Genomic DNA, 16,547 nt, shown 5'->3' on the forward strand with positions numbered 1-16,547 from the left:
CTACGGGGAGGCGAGGGACGTCCGTCGCGACGACCGGGAAATTTTTTCGGACGTGTTTACGGCGTGCTACGGCAGCTTCGGCGACGGCGTATTCGACGGCGTCCTCGGGGCAGGGACAGGGGCGGAGGACGGAGCGGCCGGTACCGCCGGGGCCGGGGGCAGCGACGGGACCGACGAGGCGGCCGACCTCGTCGGCAGGCCCGGCACCTCGGGTACGCCGGGCAGCCGCGGGACCTGTGGCGCCGACAGCCCCGGGAGCGCGGACGAGGACACGCCCGGCAGGGACGGCACGGGCACCGGCAGCGGCTGGGACTTCCCCCCGGTCGGCGAGGGCGTCCGACGCCGGGTCCCGGGCGCCGGGGGCGAGGAGGTGCGCGTCTCGGGGGTGTTCCCCCGGCCCGTGGCGTCGTCGCTGCGCCGCACCTGCGCGCCGCTGGACACGGCCGGCCGCGGCGCCGCACCGTTCCCGTTTCCGCCCGTACTGAGCGCGTACGGCAGCACGAGCCCCGCCACCGCCAGGGTCGCCGCCGTCGAGGTCGCCGCGACCACCTGGGCCTTGCCACCCCCGCGCAGCCGCCCGCGCCCGACCAGGAACATCACCAGCCCCAGCGTCCCGGCCAGCGAGGCGCGCAGCGTCCGCCGGGCCCGGGCCAGCAGCGACTCGACGGTCCGGTAGCTGAGCCCCATCCGCACCGCGACCTGACTCACGTCCAGGTCCTCGGACTTCAGCCGGAGCGCCTCCGCCTGCCGGGCGGGCAGCTCACCGCTGCGCACGGCGAGCCACTTCGCCTCGGCCCGGTCGCACACCGCCTCCTCGACGGGTACCGGGCCCGGCGCGACGAGCGTGGGGCGGCTGCCCACCTCGGCCTCTCGGTTGACCTGCCGGTACCGGTCGACGCACAGCCGCATCGTCACCGTCGTCAGCCAGGCGCCGAGCCGCTCGTCGTCGAGGTCCGGGCGTTCCGCGGCCCGCAGCATCGCCTCGTGCACGGCGTCCTCGGCGTCCTCCTGACTCATGGAGCGTCGCCGGGCCACCTTGAGCAGCTGCTCGCGATGGCTCCACATGCGCTGCCAACGCTCGTCGGCGGCCGCTGTGTCCGCAGGCATGTCCGTCGCCATGAGGGCCCCTTCGCACTCACCCGCCGGTCCTGTGCTTCCGGCGGACGGCGACATTACCGCCGAGTAGTCGCAGTTGTGGAGGGGGAGGCGCTCATCGTGTTCCAGCCGTTGCCGATGGTCACGGCCCCGCGTCGGGCAGCACGCCGCCGCCGGGCAGCGTCAGAGTCGGCTCGGGGACGGGGACGAGCGGCGTCCCGGACGCCTTCGGCACGCCCGCCGTTGGGGACGGGCTGGGGGAGGGGGAGGCGGGCGGCGCCGACGACGTGGGCGAAGGGCCAGGGACCGGCTTCCGGTCATGCGACGACTTCGGCGGCGAGGGCTTCGGCCTCTGCGGGCGGGACGGCTTCGGCCGGTCCGACCGGGATCCGGTGGACGCGTCCGGCACCACGCGGTGTCCGGTCAGGTAGTACGCGTACCAGGCCTTGACGGTGCGCAGATAGGCGTCCGAGTGGTTGTAGCCCAGGATCGCCCGGTCCAGGTCGGCGGGGTTCGACAGGTCGCGGCCGCCCGCGCACAGGTAGCGGCCGGCGGCGAGCGCCGCGTCGTAGACGTTGTTCGGGTCCGACCGTCCGTCGCCGTTGCCGTCCGCGCCCCAGCGGGCCCAGGTGGACGGGATGAACTGCATCGGGCCGACCGCGCGGTCATACACCGGGTCCCCGTCGTACGCGCCGCCGTCGGTGTCCGGCACGACGGCGAAGGCGCCGCCGGTCAGCCGCGGGCCGAGGATGGGCGTCACGGTCGTACCGTCCGGGGTCACCCGGCCACCCCATGCCTGCCCGGACTCCACCTGGCCGATCGCGGCCAGCAGCTGCCAGCGCAGCCGGCACCCGGGCGCGCTGCGCGCCAGTTCCTCCTCGGCACGCCGGTACGCGGCGAACACGGTCGCGGGCAGGGCGCCGCCGACCGTCACTTCCGGTGCCGAGCCGTCTTTCCGTGTCCGCAGCGGGGGAAGGCCGGTGCGGTACGGGGCGTCGCCGGACACGCTGGCGCCGTGCCCGGCGGGCACCGCCTTCCGCGCGGGCTCCGCGGCCTCGGCCGAGACCGCCCCCGGTGCCTGCGATGCGGTCAGCACGGCCATCGCCGCCGCCGCGATCGCCGTACCCCTGGCACCCCTCAGTGCCCCCTTGAGTGCACGCGCTGTCACAGTGCAGTCCCCTCCGTGGGTGAATCCGTCGTCCGCTCTACGCGGCCGGAGGGCGGGTCCGTCGCGCGGAACCGGGCGGATGGCGCGGGAGCCCTTTCGGGACCGGGGTACACACGCGTGTGCAACAACCCCGATGTTCGTCAGCAGAGCATCCATCGCCAAGGCGTTGTTCCAGGTGCTGGCCAGGATGTTCCTCACTCGATCGTGTGGGGCTGAGCCGGATGAGGGTTCTTCGGCATTCCTGACGCTGTTTCATCTTTCTGTACGCCCATTCAGGGGCGTTGAAGTGAGGGGGGAGGTGCAGGTTGGCCCTGACCGTCGTCAAGGATCTCCGGCAAGCCCGCGGTGTTCTAGGGCGTGTTGTGAAAGTGCTGGTCACAGCGTCTCGTTGAGGACTGTGACCAGCACGATCGCTTCTGTGACGGCACGTGGCTGGTCAGTTCACCAGCAGGTCGATCACTCCCGTCAGGTCTTCCTCGCCGCTGCCCTTGGCCAGGCGGCGGCGCATCAGCTCGAAGTACGGGCTGAGCAGTTGCGGGCTGACACCCTGCTGCTCGGCGGTGCTCAGGAAGGTCGGCGTGCCAGCCACCTGCATGGCGAGGTTGGAGACGACGCCCTTGGTGTAGTCGCCGCTCCGCAAATGGTCGGCGGTCTGGTGAACGGCCGGGGCCATCGCGACAAGCCAGTCGGCGAGCAGCGGAGCGAGCGCCGCGGGGTCGATGTCCTCCTTACGGATCAGGGCGAAGGCGTGCGCGGCGCCGGCGAACATCCCGTACATGGCGCTGAGCAGGGCCACGTCGTGCAGGGCCGCGAAACCCGCGTCCTCGCCGACGTAGGTAGTGCCGACCGGAACGCTAAGAGTCTCCTGGTGCCGCTCGAACAGCTCCCGCGAGCCGCTGTAGAAGACGTAGCCGCCGGCTTCCGGGACGCCGATCATCGGAGGGACGGCCATGATCCCGCCGTCCAGGTAGCGGGCGCCGCGCTCGCGGGCCCACTCGGCGCGGGCGCGGGCCTGGGCGGGGGTGCTGGTGGTCAGGTTGACCAGGTCCCTGCCGACCAGGTCGGTGCCAGCCAGCACCTCATCGACCGAGGCGTCGTCCAACAGGCAAAGGACGATCAGCGTGTTCGCTGTGACCGCCTCAGCGGCGGTGTCCGCGACCCTTGCCGATGTGATCGATGATCCGGTCAGCGGATGCCTCGGAGATGCCGAACAGTGGGGCGAGCTGCCGCAACGTCAGGTTGGTCCGCCAGTAGGCGACGACCAGGAGCACCCGATCTTCCAGCGGCAGTGACCAGGGACGCCCTCGGCGAGTCCGATCGGCGCCTTCTCGGCGCAAAAGTGTGACCAGCTTTCGAAAATCGCGCGAGCGCAGTCCAGTGAACGGGGGTATCCAGGACAGTTCCGCTGCCGTGATGACTCCAGCCACAGCGGGATCTTCTCAAGGCGAACCACGCCCTGACCGCTCACATCGCCAGCGCGGCATGCCGCGTCGACGCGACGCTCAGGTCGTATCGCGCTTCGCGGCCGACGGAGAGGGCGGTTGCTCGTCGCGGCTCTCCGAGGTGAAGGCGTCGCGGCGAGCGAGGGTCACCGACAGAGGCAGGCCCAGCCGCTCGGCTGCACGGCGCCGGACACGCACCTGAGCTCGAGTCCGGGGTCGGAAGGAGGGGAGCCGCGAGCAGCCGCAGCCAGGGCGGTGATCGTAGGTCAGCCCCTCCGCGAGTACGGTCGCAACGACGGACCATGCCTTCGTGTCGCGTCGCCGGGGCGCGGCGAAGTCGTAGCCGGCGAAGACGAGCTGTTCACGACAGCCAGGACAGGTGCGCTTCCGGATCGGCCAGGTGCTGCCTTTGAAGGAGAGCCGGCACGCGATACACACGTAGTGCCGGAAGGCGCCATTGAACGCGTGGTAGCACATGGTCCGACAGGGTACGCATCGTCCGCGGGCGGGCCCAGCCGGATTCCTGGTGCCCGATCTGGCCAGTCGGCCGCCCAGCGAGTGCGGCTATACCACATGAGGAGTGTGGACACGCCGATAGCGGGACAGCCTTTAGCTTCCCAAGCTGAGAGGCGACCCTCAGGCGTTGGGCACCTTCTCCACCGTGTCGAGAGGGATGTCGATGCGCGTGTCGTCTCCGAAGATCTGCACAACCAGCTGTACTCGGTTTCGCTCCTGGTCAATGGCGCGAACCGGGCCCGTTGACTGCGCGAACCGTCCGTCAGTCACCAGGACGGTATCCCCTGGCTGTAGCTCCGGGGTGATCGGCGTGCTCACTCCCTAGTGGTGTGGTTCGGCCCGGACTTGGAGGGTGGCTCCCCAAGGCCCTACGGTGCCGGCGCCAAGGACCGAATCAGTTTCCGTCTCATTCATCCCCGTTCACGGTCGTTCAGGCGAGGAGCGAAGCCGTCCGGGCGTCGGGAGGGAGCCGCCCATGAACCCAGGTGAACCCCCCTGCACACACCCCACCGCCCCACCAACACAGTTGGAAAGCGTGCATGTTCCAGCACTGCGCAGGGCCTGCCGCAGGCAGGTTGTCAGAGGCCGATGAGATCGTGCGCCCATGGACACGCTCTTCGATCTCCCCGAACCGGAGACACCCGAACAAGCCGTTATTGCCCACTATCGCCTGAGTGATGACCAGTACGGCTCTCGTGCCGAGCGCGAAGCGATCTTCGATGCCGAGCGGGCTATGGCGGCCGCGGTCGCGGAGGCGGGAGTCGGTGAGGTCGACGGGAACGAGTTCGGTGGAGGTGAGGCAGTACTGTATGCCTACGGGGCGGATGCAGAAGCGCTCTTCAAGGTTATGGAGCCGACCCTCCGCGGCCTGCCGTTCAGGTCGGCGTATGCCGTGTTGGGGCAGGGGAGCCGCGAGACGGAGTCCCGAGTGGAGCTGTGATGCGGTACAGCAGCGAAGTACAGCAACCCCGGCAACCGGCAGCGCCCAGCCGTGGCCTTCACGGGCGTCCCGGCGACCTGTATGACCTTCAATGACCGATCTCGGTAGAGCTGCGGCACAGATGGCGCCCGTGCCCCATCCGTGCCCGAACGTGCGGGGAACCACGGGGAACCACGGTCGCGAGCGGGCAGCGCTCAGCGGAACGGCCCCTGACCGTCTTGCCTGGTCAGGGGTCGTTCTCACTATTCATCGCGCGGAGGCGGTGGGATTTGAACCCACGGTGACATCGCTGCCACGACGGTTTTCAAGACCGTTCCCTTCGGCCGCTCGGGCACGCCTCCCCGCGCCCTCCACCTGGGACGGAGTGGGGAGGCGTACACCGGGATTCGCCGCCTTGCGGGGGCGTGTTCCACACGGAGTCCACTGGCTCTTCTCCAGCCGCCAGCACCGCTGCATCGTCGGCCCCGGCCCTGCTCAACCCACGGACTATGACCTTATGACCCGTAGGATCGGGCAGCCTCTTGGGTGAGGGCGTGGCGTTCCTCCGCCTTGGCCGCTGACGTTGTGGTCACCGGTCACGGTGTGCCGTCCTTGCCGTCAGCGCTGCCGTCACCCTCCCAAGGACATCAACTGCCCATGAGCCAGCCCACCAGGTCGTAGACGGCCGAGCAGTACGGATCTTGGTCGTCGTTCTTGCGCATGCGCTCCAGTTCACCTGTGTCCAACAGCGTCGGCAAGGCAGCGGACGCCCCGGTGACGCCCACGGTCACCAGCCCTGATTCGTCCCGCAACGGCAGGTCGACCCCGATCGGAGGGGCGCCCTCCGAGTCCGGGGTGTCCAGGTACAGACGACAGCTACGGTCGTCCAGTAGCAGGAATCCCCGCAGTCGCAGTTCCGCCGGCTCTTCTGCTTCCAGGGGAGCCGCGAACGCCGCACCTGCGGCCCACAGAGCATCAGTGATGTGGAACCGCGGCCGTTCCATGAAGTCGTGCACGAGTTCCGTCGCATCGATCACAGGAATGCCGAACGCGTCTCGCGGTGTCTCCTCGGTGCACTCAGGAATCGATTGGCCGCTGAGTTCTCTGCGGAGTGCCGCTGCAAGATCGGCAGGAGGGATGTTCCCTCCCTCTGCATCCACGAGCGGTACGTCATACCCCACTGACGTGGTCAGGTTCTGTCCGTCCCACAGGATCACGCGTCCTGCACCGGGACGGTCTCCAGGCTCCACGACTCCACGGACCAGCAGGCTTTTGCCGGCGGCCAACGGAGCTGCCACCCAGTTCAGCAGCTCACGAGCAAGTTGAGAATGAAGCCCGGACAGACCCACTGCATTCCACTGCATCACTGAATTCCCTGGTCAGAGATCACACACGGTTCAAGGCATCGGGGCACTTGTTGGTGCCCTGGCAATAGGCGGTGATGACACCGATCTTCTGGCCACGATCGGCCAGCTGGTACTTGTGATCCGCCGTCTCCCAGCTGTACTGCGCGATGACCTTGACCCTGGCGAGGATCATTCCGAGTCCATCGGTCAGTACAGCGCCGTATTCCAAGCGAGCCCCGTTCTTCTTCTCGGGGTGCTCGCTGACGGCCACCTTGACGACCTTCTGGCTCGTGATGTTGTGCGGGCCGGAGAAGTGGACCCATCCGAAGTTCCGGTTGCCCTGTCGAGTGGGTATGTGACGCCCGTCGGCATCAGTGCCAACGAACTTCACCACGCTCCAGTGGTCAGAGGCTGCGCTGGACACAGCTGCTCCGTCCGCCGCAATGCCCTCCTCGGCCTGGTCGACGGTCTCCTGAGAGAGCCCCTGGGCCAGAGCCTTCGAAGCCCCGAAGGTCTGCACGTACTGCTCATTGCTCACGAGCGCGAGCCCGTCACCCGTGGCATCAGCGCCCCCGGTCTGGGAAGCGGACACGACGGCATTGCCGTCAGGAGCGTCGTCAGCCAGAGCGATGGGCGCTGCGGAGAACAGCATGGCGGCAGTAGTGAGGGCGGCGGCGCCAGCGAGCACGCCACGGCGCATGTTGGATGAGCGCACGGAGAATCCCCCTGCTTTTGTGTCATGAGGGTGGTCAACCCTCTTCGGTCACAGGGATCATGGCATATCCCGGCATCCCCTCCAGCAGCTGGATAGGCCGTCTCGTGAGGCTGACTGAAGGGACCTCGTATCTGCGCCGCTTCGCGCGATCGGCATTACCGACCCGGGCGTCCGTCGCGGTGGTACGGGCGCGTTCGGATGTCGGGGTGGCTGAAGTCTAACTTGGTGATGAGGAGGATGACTTCGGGGCGGACGGTGGAGGGCACGGGCGGTTTCCTTGTGTGCGGTGTCGTGAGATCGGTTGGTGCTGGTGGGCGGTTCGGGGGTGTGCGGGCAGGCGGTGCTCGGGGCATGACGTGCGGTGCCTTCATGCGGGGGTGTTTGTCGGGCGTGGTCCGGCGGTGGGGGCGATGCGCGCTCGGCTGCGGTGGAGACGGCGGGGCCAGGGGCGTGGCGTGGGGTTTGTGGGTATCAAATGGTCCGGAGGATCCCCGGTTTCGGTAACCGGAGATCGTCGGCTACCTTCCGCTTGCGCTTGTCCGGTCAGCGCCGGCGGGCTGTGCCGTTCGCTGCCCCTCGTCGCTGGGCGAGACGACGCCGCGGTTGAAGAACGGCACGCTGATCCGGGGGTTCGGCGCGGAGACGCCGGACAACCTGCGTGGCTGGCGTTCGACAAGGCCTGGTGTGACGAGTACGCCGCTTGGTCCCGGCATACCGCGCAGGAGGTGTACGACATGCTCTGGTTCTGCCTGCGCGAGGCGGACACCCCGCAGGTCGTCATCTCGACGACGCCGAAGCCGCTCCCTCACGTGAAGCGGCTCGTCGAGCGCGGCCGGTCGCAGGAGAAGGCGCACCGGGAGGGCGGGGAGGCGCCGCGGGCGGAGCTGGAGGAGGAGTACGCCGGCACCTGCCTCGGTCGGCAGGAACTGTCGGGTGAGCTGTTGGAGGATGTGGAGGGTGCGCTGTGGAAGGGCTGGATGCTGGAGGTCGAGGGCTTCAGGCCCCGGCCCGAGCACCTTCCGGACCTTCAGAGGGTGGTCGTCGCGGTCGACCCGGCGGCCAAGAGCCACGAGAACGGGACCGGCACCTCACCGGTACGTCCCTGCTGGTGTCTGTGCCTGCCGAAACCGACGGCATGACGGTGCCGCCGAGCACACAGAGCCCGGCGGCATCTTGGGTTCGGGTCAGTTCAGGTGTTCCAGACCTGGAACTCCGAGATCTGTCCCGCCGGCCAACCGGTGTTCGCCGTGATGTTCACCCGGAAGAACCGCTGGGTGCTCGCGGGGAAAGTGATGGTGACCGTGTTGCTGGTGGCGGGGTCGAAGGTGTAGGTGGCCGACGCCTTGACGGTGGAGAAGGTGGTGCCGTCGGTGCTGCCCAGCAGGGACAGCGTCAGGTCGCGGGCGCCCCAGCCGGCGGGCAGTTGGAGGACCACGCGGGACGCGCTCTGCTGGGAGCCGAGGTCCACCTGCGCCCACTGCGGGAAGGCGTTGTTGGCGCTCTCCCAGTAGGTGGACTGGTTGCCGTCCGTCACGTTGGACGACGCGTACGTCTGGGTGTGGCTGGACTCGCTGGTGGCCTTGCCGGCCGCGAGATCGGTGCTGACGGTGCCGGAGCCGTTGCCGCTGGTGAACACCTCGAAGTCCGACAACTGTGCCGCGTTCCAACCGGTGTTCGCGGTGATGTTCGCCCGCACGTAGCGCTCCGTGGTGGCGTCGAAGGTGATGGTCACCGTGTTGGTGTCGGTGTTGGGATCGAAGGTGTATCCGGCCGATCCCACGATGGTCGAGAACGTGGAGCCGTCCGTGGAACCCAGCAGTGACAGGGTCTGTGTGCGAGCCCCCCATGCCGTCGACGGCGGCAGCTTGAGGACGACCTTGCCGATGCTGTAGCTCTGGCCCAGGTCGACCTGGGCCCACTGCGGGAACGAGCCGTTGGTGCCCTCCCAGTAGCTGGACGGGTCGGAGTCGGTGAGGTTCGAGGCGACGTACGGGGTGTTGCTCGAACTCGCCGATGCCGGCCGGCCGGCCGCCACGTTGGTGCTGCTGTCGATGCCGCTGCCGGAGAGGGCCACCGTGAGCGGGCTGTTGTTCGCGTTGCTGGACACGGTGAGGGTGCCGGTGCGGGATCCGGGTGCGGTGGGCTTGAAGGTGACGCTCACCGTGCAGGACGCACCGACGGCGATGGTGGAGCAGTTGTTGGTCTGGCTGAAGTCGCCCGTCGCCGCGATGCTGGATACGGTCGCCGTGGTGGTGCCGGTGTTGGTCACTGTCACCGTCTTCGCGGAGGCGGTGGAGCCGACGACCGTGTCGGAGAACGACAGGCTCGTCGGACTGGCGTTCAGCGCGGGTCCGGCGGCGGTGCCGGTGCCGGAGAGGCTGACGGTGTTGGTGGTGCCGCCCGCGTTGACGGTCAGCGTTCCGGCGCGGTTGCCGGTCGCCGTCGGCGTGAAGGTGACGCTGACGGTGCACGAGCCGTTCGCCGGGATGGAGAAGCCGCAGGCGTTGGTCTGGGCGAAGTCGCCGCTGGTGGAGATGGAGGAGACGGTGGCGGACGAACCGGTCGGGTTGGCGACCGTCACGGTCTGCGCCGCGCTGGTCGTACCGCCGGCCTGTGAGCCGAAGCTCAGCGCGCTCGGGGAGGCGGTGACCGTGCTGGCCGGATAGGGCGGGTAGACCGGGGTGGGCCACCCGCCGCAGTACGCGGTGCCGCCGATGCCCGAGTTGCCGCCGCCGTCGGTCACCGTGAAGTTGCCACCCTCGCAGCTGTAGACGGGTGCGGGCCCGTTGACGCCGGTCGCGGTGACGTTGGTGAAGCTCGCCGAGCCGCCGGTCTGCTCCTGGAGGGCGAAGGTGCCGGTCCCGGCGATGGTCACGTTGTTGAGGTGGACACCGCTGACGGTGCCCTCGACCCACTGGATCGCCTCATAGGGGCTCTGCTGGATCAGCGCATTGGTCACGTTGACCGGGCCGTTGATGGCCCCCTGACTGCCGTCGAACCACAGAGAGCCGACCCCGAACTGCCAGTTGGGGTCGAGGCTTCCGTTGCGGATCAGCGTGTTGTCGGAGATGGTCGTGGTGCCGACCGGGGTGGAGCTGAACCGCTGCCCGACGTGGATGCCGCCGCCCTGGGTGATGCCGGAGTCCTGCACCAGGTTGCCGCTCACGGTGTTGTCGTGCCCGCCGTAGATCGCGATGCCGTTGGCGAGCATCTGCAGCTGCACCGTGTTGTTGGAGATGGTGTCGTTGGCGTCCGCGCCGATGCCGGCGTCCGCCCAGGTCGCGATGCCGTCGTCGCCCGTGTTGCGGATGTCGCTGCCCGTGACCTTGGAGTTGGTCACGCCGCCGTGGAAGTTGATGCCGTCGGCGGTGGTGTCGCGGATCCGCATGCCGCTGAAGGTCAGGCCGTCCATCGGCCCGTCCATCCAGGCGCCGACCTTCTCGTGCTCGATCCACACGTCGGACACGGTGGAGTTGCTCATCGCGCCGCCGATGCCGTTCACCTGCGCGCCGTCGTTGCGGTCCTGGACGTCACCGGAGATCGCGAAGTTCTCCAGGTGCACGCCGGTGCTCGGCGACGGCGCGGAGTTGCCGTAGAAGCCCGGCGCCGACCCGGTGACCGTCGAGTACCACATGCCGGCGCCCGCGATCGTCACGTTGTTCACCGCGATGTGGCCCGGGATCTTGTACGTGCCGGGCGGCATCCACACGGTGCCACCAGCGCCTGCGGCGCTGATCGCCGAGTTGAAGGCGCTGGTCGAGTCGTTGACTCCGGTCGCGTCCGCGCCCTTGCTGGTCACCGACACCGAGCCGGCCGGCTGCGTCAGCGGGGCACCGACCTGCTCGAAGTCGGCGAAGTCGATGGTGTAGGACGACGCGGTGTCCTCGGGGTCCACCTGTAGCGTGAAGGTGGTGCCGGCCGGATAGGTCTGCGTGAAGAGGCGATGGGCCTCGTCGAAGAAGTGGTGCGGGTTGCTGCCCGGGCTGTTGGTGAAGGGGTAGCTGCCGTAGAACCAGCTGTATGCGTTGGTCAGGGTGAAGTTGCTCTGCTTGGCGCCGTTGATGTACAGGGACAGCGGCGCGTTGTAGACCGACCCGTTCGAGCTGTCCGGGATGCTGTACCGGAAGTTGATGGAGTTCGTGGCCACCGGGGTGGTGAAGGTGACGTACTTGCCCGCCGCCTGCAGCGTCACGGCCTTGCGGTAGGAGGCTTCGTCGGCCAGCTGGCCCTGGGTGTAGCTGGGACCGATGACGCTGCCGTTGGTGGCGGCGTTCTCCGCCTGGACCTCGACATAGGGCAGGGCGGCACCGCTGCCGCCGGTGGCGGCGGTGGCGGCGGCCCATGCCGAGGGCGCCGCCAGGAGGACGCTCGTGGCGACCAGCAGTGCGCCGGTGCCGCCCAGGGCGACCGCGCGTCTGAGTGTGCGTAGCGACTGGAACAAGGGTTGCTCCTTGGGGTCGAAGCCGTCGTGAGGCGTGCCGCCGTCGGGTGGGGTGCCCGAGGTCAGGTGCCCTTGGGCACGACGCAGCGCTTCGCCGGCCCTTCGTGGCCGGGCAAGGTGGAGCAGGCGCGAACAGGTGGAGAGGGAGGATCGGAGCACAGACGGCGGCGCGTGCAGCACCGTATTGGCTCGGACAGACACGAGCAATATTCCGATCAGAGTTTGTTTCAAACAAACTTTTTCTTGCAAATTCCCGATCTCCGGAGGCAGGCGCGTCGGCGTAGAAAGAAGGCGTGCAACCCTGGTTGGGGCGCATCTAGCCCTTCGTCGAATCTCCCCGGGTGGAGCCTTGTTGCCGTCGCTACCCCGACGTTCTTGCTGCAAAGACTGACGAATTTTTACGCAGGGCCGCAAGTCAATTGCGGATCATGCTCTAGGCTTGAGCCATGACGCGACGACTTGCCGAGGTGGCCAGGAAAGTCGGGGTCAGCGAGGCGACGGTCAGCCGGGTGCTCAACGGCAAGCCCGGTGTCTCCGAGCAGACCCGCGAGGCCGTGCTGACCGCCCTGGACGTGCTCGGCTACGAGCGCCCGACCCAGTTGCGGGGCGAGCGCTCGAGGCTGGTCGGGCTGGTCCTGCCGGAGCTGCAGAACCCCATCTTTCCCGCCTTCGCCGAGGTGGTCAGCAGTGCACTGGCGCAGCAGGGCTTCACCCCGGTGCTGTGCACGCAGACGGCGGGCGGTGTCTCCGAAGCCGACTATGTGCAGCTCCTGCTCCAGCAGCAGGTCTCGGGCGTGATCTTCTTCGGTGGCCTGTACGCCCAGGCCGAGTCCCCGCACGAGCACTACGCGCGGCTGTCCCGCCGCGGTCTGCCGACGGTGCTGATGAACGCCGCCATACCCGACCTGGACTTCCCGCAGGTCAGTTGCGACGACGCGGTCGCGGTGGAACAGGGCGCCGGGCACTTGCTGTCGCTGGGCCACCGGCGGATCGGCCTGGTGCTCGGACCGCCCGATCACATGCCGTCGCGGCGCAAGCTGGCGGCGGCTCGCACGGTACTGGAGAGTGCCGGACTGGAGCTCGAGGAGGCGGATGTCGTACACGCGCTGTTCTCCCTGGAGGGTGGGCAGGCCGCGGCCGCGCGCCTGCTGCAGCGCGGTGTCACCGGCATCATCTGCGCCTCGGACCCGCTGGCCCTGGGGGCGGTGCGCGCTGCCCGCAGGCGCCGGCTTGATGTCCCCCGGGATGTCTCGATCATCGGCTACGACGATTCCTCCTTCATGACCTGCACCGATCCGCCGCTGACCACCATCCGTCAGCCCATCGAGGCGATGGGCCGCGCCGCCGTGGAGCTGCTCGTGGGGGAGCTGGCCGGCGCCAAGGTCACCCACGACGAGCTGCTCTTCGAGCCGGAGCTTGTGGTGCGCGGATCCACCGGTCTGGCACGGAGAGAGCCCAGCAGCTGACGGAGCGCCAACTCGCAGTGCCGGCAAGGGCCGTACCCCCACGGGGTGCGGCCCTTGCGTTGTTCGTGGCTGTTCGCACCACGGTTTCGCGTTGAATTCTTGCAAAATACCGTCGAGATATTGCAGGGCCGACGGGTCGGTGCTTAAGTGAGGCGCGCCACATCCCACGCACTCCGCCCATGAAGGGGTCTTCTACCCATGCGCAGATCTGCAGCGCTGCTGATCGCCGGCGCTCTCACCCTGACCGCTGCCGCCTGTTCCAGCTCCTCCAGCGGCGGTACCAAGTCGAGCAACGGCAAGGTCACCATCTCCATCGACTGTGCCCCGCCGACCAGCCGCCCGACTCAGCGCAAGCAGTGGGCCGACGACATCGCGGCCTTTGAGAAGCTGCACCCGAACGTCACGGTGAAGAGCATCGACACGTTCCCGTGCGAGACCCCTGAACTGTTCACAGCCGCACTCAAGGGTGGCACCGAGCCCAACGTCTTCTACACCTACTTCACGGACAAGCAGCAGGTCCTGGACGCCGGCCAGGCGGCCGACATCACGAAGTACGTCACCTCGGAGAACCTGCCGGTCAAGGACGACATCATGTCCTCGGTGTGGGACACCCAGAAGGCCGACGGGAAGATCTACGGCATTCCGCGCACCAACTACACCATGGGTGTGATCATCAACCGGAAGCTCTTCAAGAAGGCCGGGCTGAACCCTGACCAACCGCCGCAGAGCTGGGCCGAGGTCGAGGCCGACGCCAAGAAGATCGCCGCCCTGGGCAAGGGCATCGCGGGCTACGGCGACTACAGCGCGGGAAACAACGGAGGCTGGCACTTCACCGCCGAGATCTACGCCCAGGGCGGCCGGATGGTGAGCGACGACGGCACCAAGGCGGCCTTCAACAACCCCCAGGGCCTGGCCGTGCTGCAGAACCTGCACAAGCTCCGCTTCGACGACAACGTCATGGGCAGCACCCAGCTCTACAAGTGGGGTGACCTCCAGAAGCAGATGGCCGCAGGCAAGTTGGGAATGTACATCGCCGCCCCGGACGACATCACCTACATGGTGCAGAGCCTCGGCGCCCACTACGAGGACTTCGGTATGGGCCCGGTCCCCGGCCAGAACGGACCTGGCGCCGGAACCCTCACCGGCGGCGACGACTACATGTTCAACGTCAAGGACACCCCCGAGCAGATCAAGGCCGGGATCCAGCTGCTCAGCTACCTCTGGCTGACGGAGGGCCAGGGCCAGCAGTACAACTACCCCCGCTCCAAGGCCTCCGGCCAGGCGGTCGGCCTGCCCGAGCCGCAGCTGTTCCAGGGCGCGACCGCTACCAAGGACACCCAGCTCAAGGCCGAAAACGCCACCATGTCGGTGAAGGCCTTCGACCCCTTCGTCAAGGCCAACGTCCCGGGTGTCACCGAGCCCGCCAACGCCCAGGCCATCTACAAGATCCTGGACACCACGATGGCGTCCGCACTGACGAGCCGCAACGCAGACCTGAAGAAGCTGCTGGACACCGCTGAGCAGCAGGTCAATCAGGTCCTCGCCAACGCCCAGTAGCCGCAAGGGCCGCCAGGCCCCGGGACGAGCAGCCTCCCAAGGAGATCGACGATGGCGGTCGTGACCGCATCCTCCGGAACCGACGCGCCGCCCGCCAGGGCGGCCGGCCGGGCCGGGGCACTGCGTAGATCCGTACAGCGCAACCTCACCGCACACGGCTTCCTGATCGGCGCGGTGCTCTGCTTCGCCTGCTTCCAGTGGTATCCCATGGTCCGGGAAGTGATCATGAGCTTCCAGAAGGCGAAGGCGGGCAGGACTACCTGGGTCGGCCTGCACAACCTCGACCAGATCGTGCACGATCCCAGCTTCTGGCCGGCCTGGCGGAACACCGCCGAGTTCACCGGCCTGGCCCTGCTGTTCGGCTTCGCGCTGCCGTTCGTCACGGCCGTGGTGATGAACGAACTGCGGCACGCGCGCGGCTACCTGAGAATCCTGGTGTACCTGCCGGTGATGCTTCCGCCGGTGTCCTCACTGCTGCTGTTCAAGTACCTGTACAACCCCGAGTACGGGCCGATCAACCGGTCACTGCAGCTGCTGCACCTGCCCGCCTCCGGCTGGCTGCAGTCCCCGGACATGGCGATGCTCGCCGTCGTCATCGCCTCCACCTGGATGAACATGGGCAGCGCCACGCTGATCTACCTCGCGGCGCTGCAGAACATACCCGGTGAGCTCTACGAGGCCGCCGAACTGGACGGAGCCGGACTGCTGCGGCGCGTCTGGCACGTGACAATCCCACAGACCCGGCTTGTCCTCTCGCTGATGCTGATGCTTCAGATCGTCGCCACCATGCAGGTCTTCGTCGAGCCCTTCATCCTCACCAACGGCGGCCAGGGGGTGGAGGGTTCGACCACCACCGTCGTCTACCTGATCTACCAGTACGCCTTCAACTTCTCCAACTACGGCGCCGCCTGCGCCCTCGGGCTGCTCCTGCTGCTGGTGCTCGCCGGATTCTCGGTGATCTACGTGCGACTCAACCGGAGGCTGGAGTCATGAGCGACACCCGCACCCTGGTCAATCCGGCCCAGCTGAACCGCACGCTCTACCGCGCGACGCTGATCCTGGTCGTCGCCGCCTTCACGCTGGCTTTCCTCGGCCCCCTCTACCTGCTGGTGACGGGCGGGCTCAAGGGCACCACCGAGTCCATCCAGACCCCGCCCACCTTCTACCCGCACCACATCGAGGCCTCCAACTACAGCGACGCGTGGACTCGCCTCAACATCGCCCACCTGCTGCTCAACACGCTCTGGTACGCCTTCGGGGCACTCGCCTTCCAGCTCGTCCTGGACGTCGCCGCGGCCTACTCGCTGTCCAAACTACGGCCGGCGCTGGGCAACGCGATCCTCGGCCTGATGCTGGCCACCCTCATGATCCCGGCCATGGTGCTGGTCGTCCCGCAGTACCTGACCGTGCTGGACCTGCCGCTGATCCACCAGAACCTGCTCAACTCCCCCTGGGCGATCTGGCTCCCATCGGTGGCCAACGCCTTCAACATCTACCTGCTGAAGCGCTTCTTCGACTCCGTGCCCCAGGAACTGCTCGATTCCGCCGCCATCGACGGCGCCGGACCGCTGCGCACACTGCTCTCCATCGTGCTGCCCATGTCCCGGCCGATCATCGGCGTGGTGTCCATCTTCGCCCTGGTCAACGTGTGGAAGGACTTCCTCTGGCCGCTGCTGGCCGAGCCCGACCCGACCAGGCAGACGCTCAACGCCGGCATCTACTCGCTCTCCCTGGGCGTGCCGGAGAACGTGCTGATCGCCGCCTCGGCCATCTCCGCCGTGCCGACGGTGGTCTTCTTCCTGATCTTCCAACGCAACATCATGTCCGGGCTCACCGCCGGCAGCCTCAAGGGCTGACACCATCTCCCGAGGAGACTTCTACC

General features: G+C 68.0%; 13 protein-coding genes, 1 tRNA gene and 2 pseudogenes. 6 read left to right on the forward strand and 10 right to left on the reverse strand.

Translation table 11 applies throughout. From position 1 onward, the window contains the following. Positions 1 to 66 precede the first annotated feature (66 nt). From AC4OXY_RS39045 to AC4OXY_RS39070, 6 genes and pseudogenes are all read right to left on the reverse strand, one after another. Positions 67 to 1,119, reverse strand: a complete 1,053-nt coding sequence (locus tag AC4OXY_RS39045) for an RNA polymerase sigma factor (RefSeq protein WP_491992053.1) — start codon at positions 1,117 to 1,119, stop codon at positions 67 to 69. 118 nt (positions 1,120 to 1,237) lie between these two features. Further along, on the reverse strand, positions 1,238 to 2,263 hold the full coding sequence (locus AC4OXY_RS39050) for a lytic transglycosylase domain-containing protein (RefSeq protein WP_491992054.1): 1,026 nt from the start codon (positions 2,261 to 2,263) through the stop codon (positions 1,238 to 1,240). Positions 2,264 to 2,699: 436 nt separating this feature from the next. Then, positions 2,700 to 3,458, reverse strand: a pseudogene (locus tag AC4OXY_RS39055) (NAD(P)-dependent oxidoreductase); the annotation flags it as partial. Next, a pseudogene (locus tag AC4OXY_RS39060) lies at positions 3,427 to 3,690 on the reverse strand (helix-turn-helix domain-containing protein); the annotation flags it as partial. The pseudogenes AC4OXY_RS39060 and AC4OXY_RS39055, both read right to left, overlap by 32 nt. Positions 3,691 to 3,765: 75 nt before the next feature. Then, the gene (locus tag AC4OXY_RS39065) at positions 3,766 to 4,182 is read right to left on the reverse strand and encodes a hypothetical protein (RefSeq protein ID WP_356030747.1); all 417 of its coding nucleotides are present in this window, start codon (positions 4,180 to 4,182) and stop codon (positions 3,766 to 3,768) included. Positions 4,183 to 4,341: 159 nt separating this feature from the next. Continuing rightward, on the reverse strand, positions 4,342 to 4,539 hold the full coding sequence (locus AC4OXY_RS39070) for a KOW motif-containing protein (RefSeq protein ID WP_491992055.1): 198 nt from the start codon (positions 4,537 to 4,539) through the stop codon (positions 4,342 to 4,344). 286 nt (positions 4,540 to 4,825) lie between these two features. Between AC4OXY_RS39070 and AC4OXY_RS39075 the strand changes: the two genes are divergently transcribed. Continuing rightward, a complete protein-coding gene (locus AC4OXY_RS39075) occupies positions 4,826 to 5,161 on the forward strand; it encodes a hypothetical protein (protein WP_491992056.1) in 336 nt (111 codons plus the stop codon). A 254-nt stretch (positions 5,162 to 5,415) separates the two neighbouring features. Here the strand turns inward: AC4OXY_RS39075 and AC4OXY_RS39080 are convergent. From AC4OXY_RS39080 to AC4OXY_RS39090, 3 genes are all read right to left on the reverse strand, one after another. Further along, positions 5,416 to 5,502: transfer RNA gene (locus tag AC4OXY_RS39080), tRNA-Ser, on the reverse strand. Positions 5,503 to 5,787: 285 nt separating this feature from the next. Further along, entirely contained in the window at positions 5,788 to 6,504 is a 717-nt protein-coding gene (locus AC4OXY_RS39085; RefSeq protein ID WP_402064582.1) for a hypothetical protein, read from the reverse strand. A gap of 22 nt (positions 6,505 to 6,526) precedes the next feature. Further along, positions 6,527 to 7,201, reverse strand: coding sequence for a hypothetical protein (locus AC4OXY_RS39090; RefSeq protein WP_491992057.1), 675 nt, complete (start codon positions 7,199 to 7,201; stop codon positions 6,527 to 6,529). A gap of 410 nt (positions 7,202 to 7,611) precedes the next feature. On the opposite strand from AC4OXY_RS39090, the gene AC4OXY_RS39095 reads away from it, so the two are divergent. Then, positions 7,612 to 8,340 (forward strand): terminase large subunit domain-containing protein, encoded by a 729-nt coding sequence (locus AC4OXY_RS39095; protein ID WP_491992058.1) that lies wholly within the window; start codon positions 7,612 to 7,614, stop codon positions 8,338 to 8,340. A gap of 50 nt (positions 8,341 to 8,390) precedes the next feature. Here AC4OXY_RS39095 and AC4OXY_RS39100 read toward each other — a convergent pair whose 3' ends face one another. Continuing rightward, positions 8,391 to 11,642, reverse strand: a complete 3,252-nt coding sequence (locus tag AC4OXY_RS39100; RefSeq protein ID WP_491992059.1) for a discoidin domain-containing protein — start codon at positions 11,640 to 11,642, stop codon at positions 8,391 to 8,393. A 446-nt stretch (positions 11,643 to 12,088) separates the two neighbouring features. Here AC4OXY_RS39100 and AC4OXY_RS39105 point away from each other — a divergent pair, with 446 nt between their 5' ends. From AC4OXY_RS39105 to AC4OXY_RS39120, 4 genes are all read left to right on the forward strand, one after another. Further along, positions 12,089 to 13,108, forward strand: coding sequence for a LacI family DNA-binding transcriptional regulator (locus AC4OXY_RS39105; protein ID WP_356030758.1), 1,020 nt, complete (start codon positions 12,089 to 12,091; stop codon positions 13,106 to 13,108). A 198-nt stretch (positions 13,109 to 13,306) separates the two neighbouring features. Next, entirely contained in the window at positions 13,307 to 14,665 is a 1,359-nt protein-coding gene (locus AC4OXY_RS39110; protein WP_491992060.1) for an extracellular solute-binding protein, read from the forward strand. A gap of 51 nt (positions 14,666 to 14,716) precedes the next feature. Then, entirely contained in the window at positions 14,717 to 15,658 is a 942-nt protein-coding gene (locus AC4OXY_RS39115) for a carbohydrate ABC transporter permease (RefSeq protein ID WP_491992061.1), read from the forward strand. Beyond that, a complete protein-coding gene (locus AC4OXY_RS39120) occupies positions 15,655 to 16,521 on the forward strand; it encodes a carbohydrate ABC transporter permease (protein WP_228620846.1) in 867 nt (288 codons plus the stop codon). Before AC4OXY_RS39115 ends, AC4OXY_RS39120 begins: the two co-directional genes overlap by 4 nt. The last annotated feature ends 26 nt before the right edge of the window (positions 16,522 to 16,547 follow it).

The sequence above is a fragment of the Streptomyces sp. HUAS MG56 genome (assembly GCF_058673395.1).

What these genes read in the sequence shown, in the direction of transcription:
- AC4OXY_RS39105 (WP_356030758.1), top strand. Translation starts at nt 12,089, where the DNA reads ATGACGCGACGACTTGCCGAGGTGGCCAGGAAAGTCGGGGTCAGCGAG.
- AC4OXY_RS39085 (WP_402064582.1), bottom strand. Translation starts at nt 6,504, where the DNA reads ATGCAGTGGAATGCAGTGGGTCTGTCCGGGCTTCATTCTCAACTTGCT.
- AC4OXY_RS39075 (WP_491992056.1), top strand. Translation starts at nt 4,826, where the DNA reads ATGGACACGCTCTTCGATCTCCCCGAACCGGAGACACCCGAACAAGCC.
- AC4OXY_RS39045 (WP_491992053.1), bottom strand. Translation starts at nt 1,119, where the DNA reads ATGGCGACGGACATGCCTGCGGACACAGCGGCCGCCGACGAGCGTTGG.
- AC4OXY_RS39115 (WP_491992061.1), top strand. Translation starts at nt 14,717, where the DNA reads ATGGCGGTCGTGACCGCATCCTCCGGAACCGACGCGCCGCCCGCCAGG.
- AC4OXY_RS39120 (WP_228620846.1), top strand. Translation starts at nt 15,655, where the DNA reads ATGAGCGACACCCGCACCCTGGTCAATCCGGCCCAGCTGAACCGCACG.
- AC4OXY_RS39110 (WP_491992060.1), top strand. Translation starts at nt 13,307, where the DNA reads ATGCGCAGATCTGCAGCGCTGCTGATCGCCGGCGCTCTCACCCTGACC.
- AC4OXY_RS39095 (WP_491992058.1), top strand. Translation starts at nt 7,612, where the DNA reads ATGCGCGCTCGGCTGCGGTGGAGACGGCGGGGCCAGGGGCGTGGCGTG.
- AC4OXY_RS39065 (WP_356030747.1), bottom strand. Translation starts at nt 4,182, where the DNA reads ATGTGCTACCACGCGTTCAATGGCGCCTTCCGGCACTACGTGTGTATC.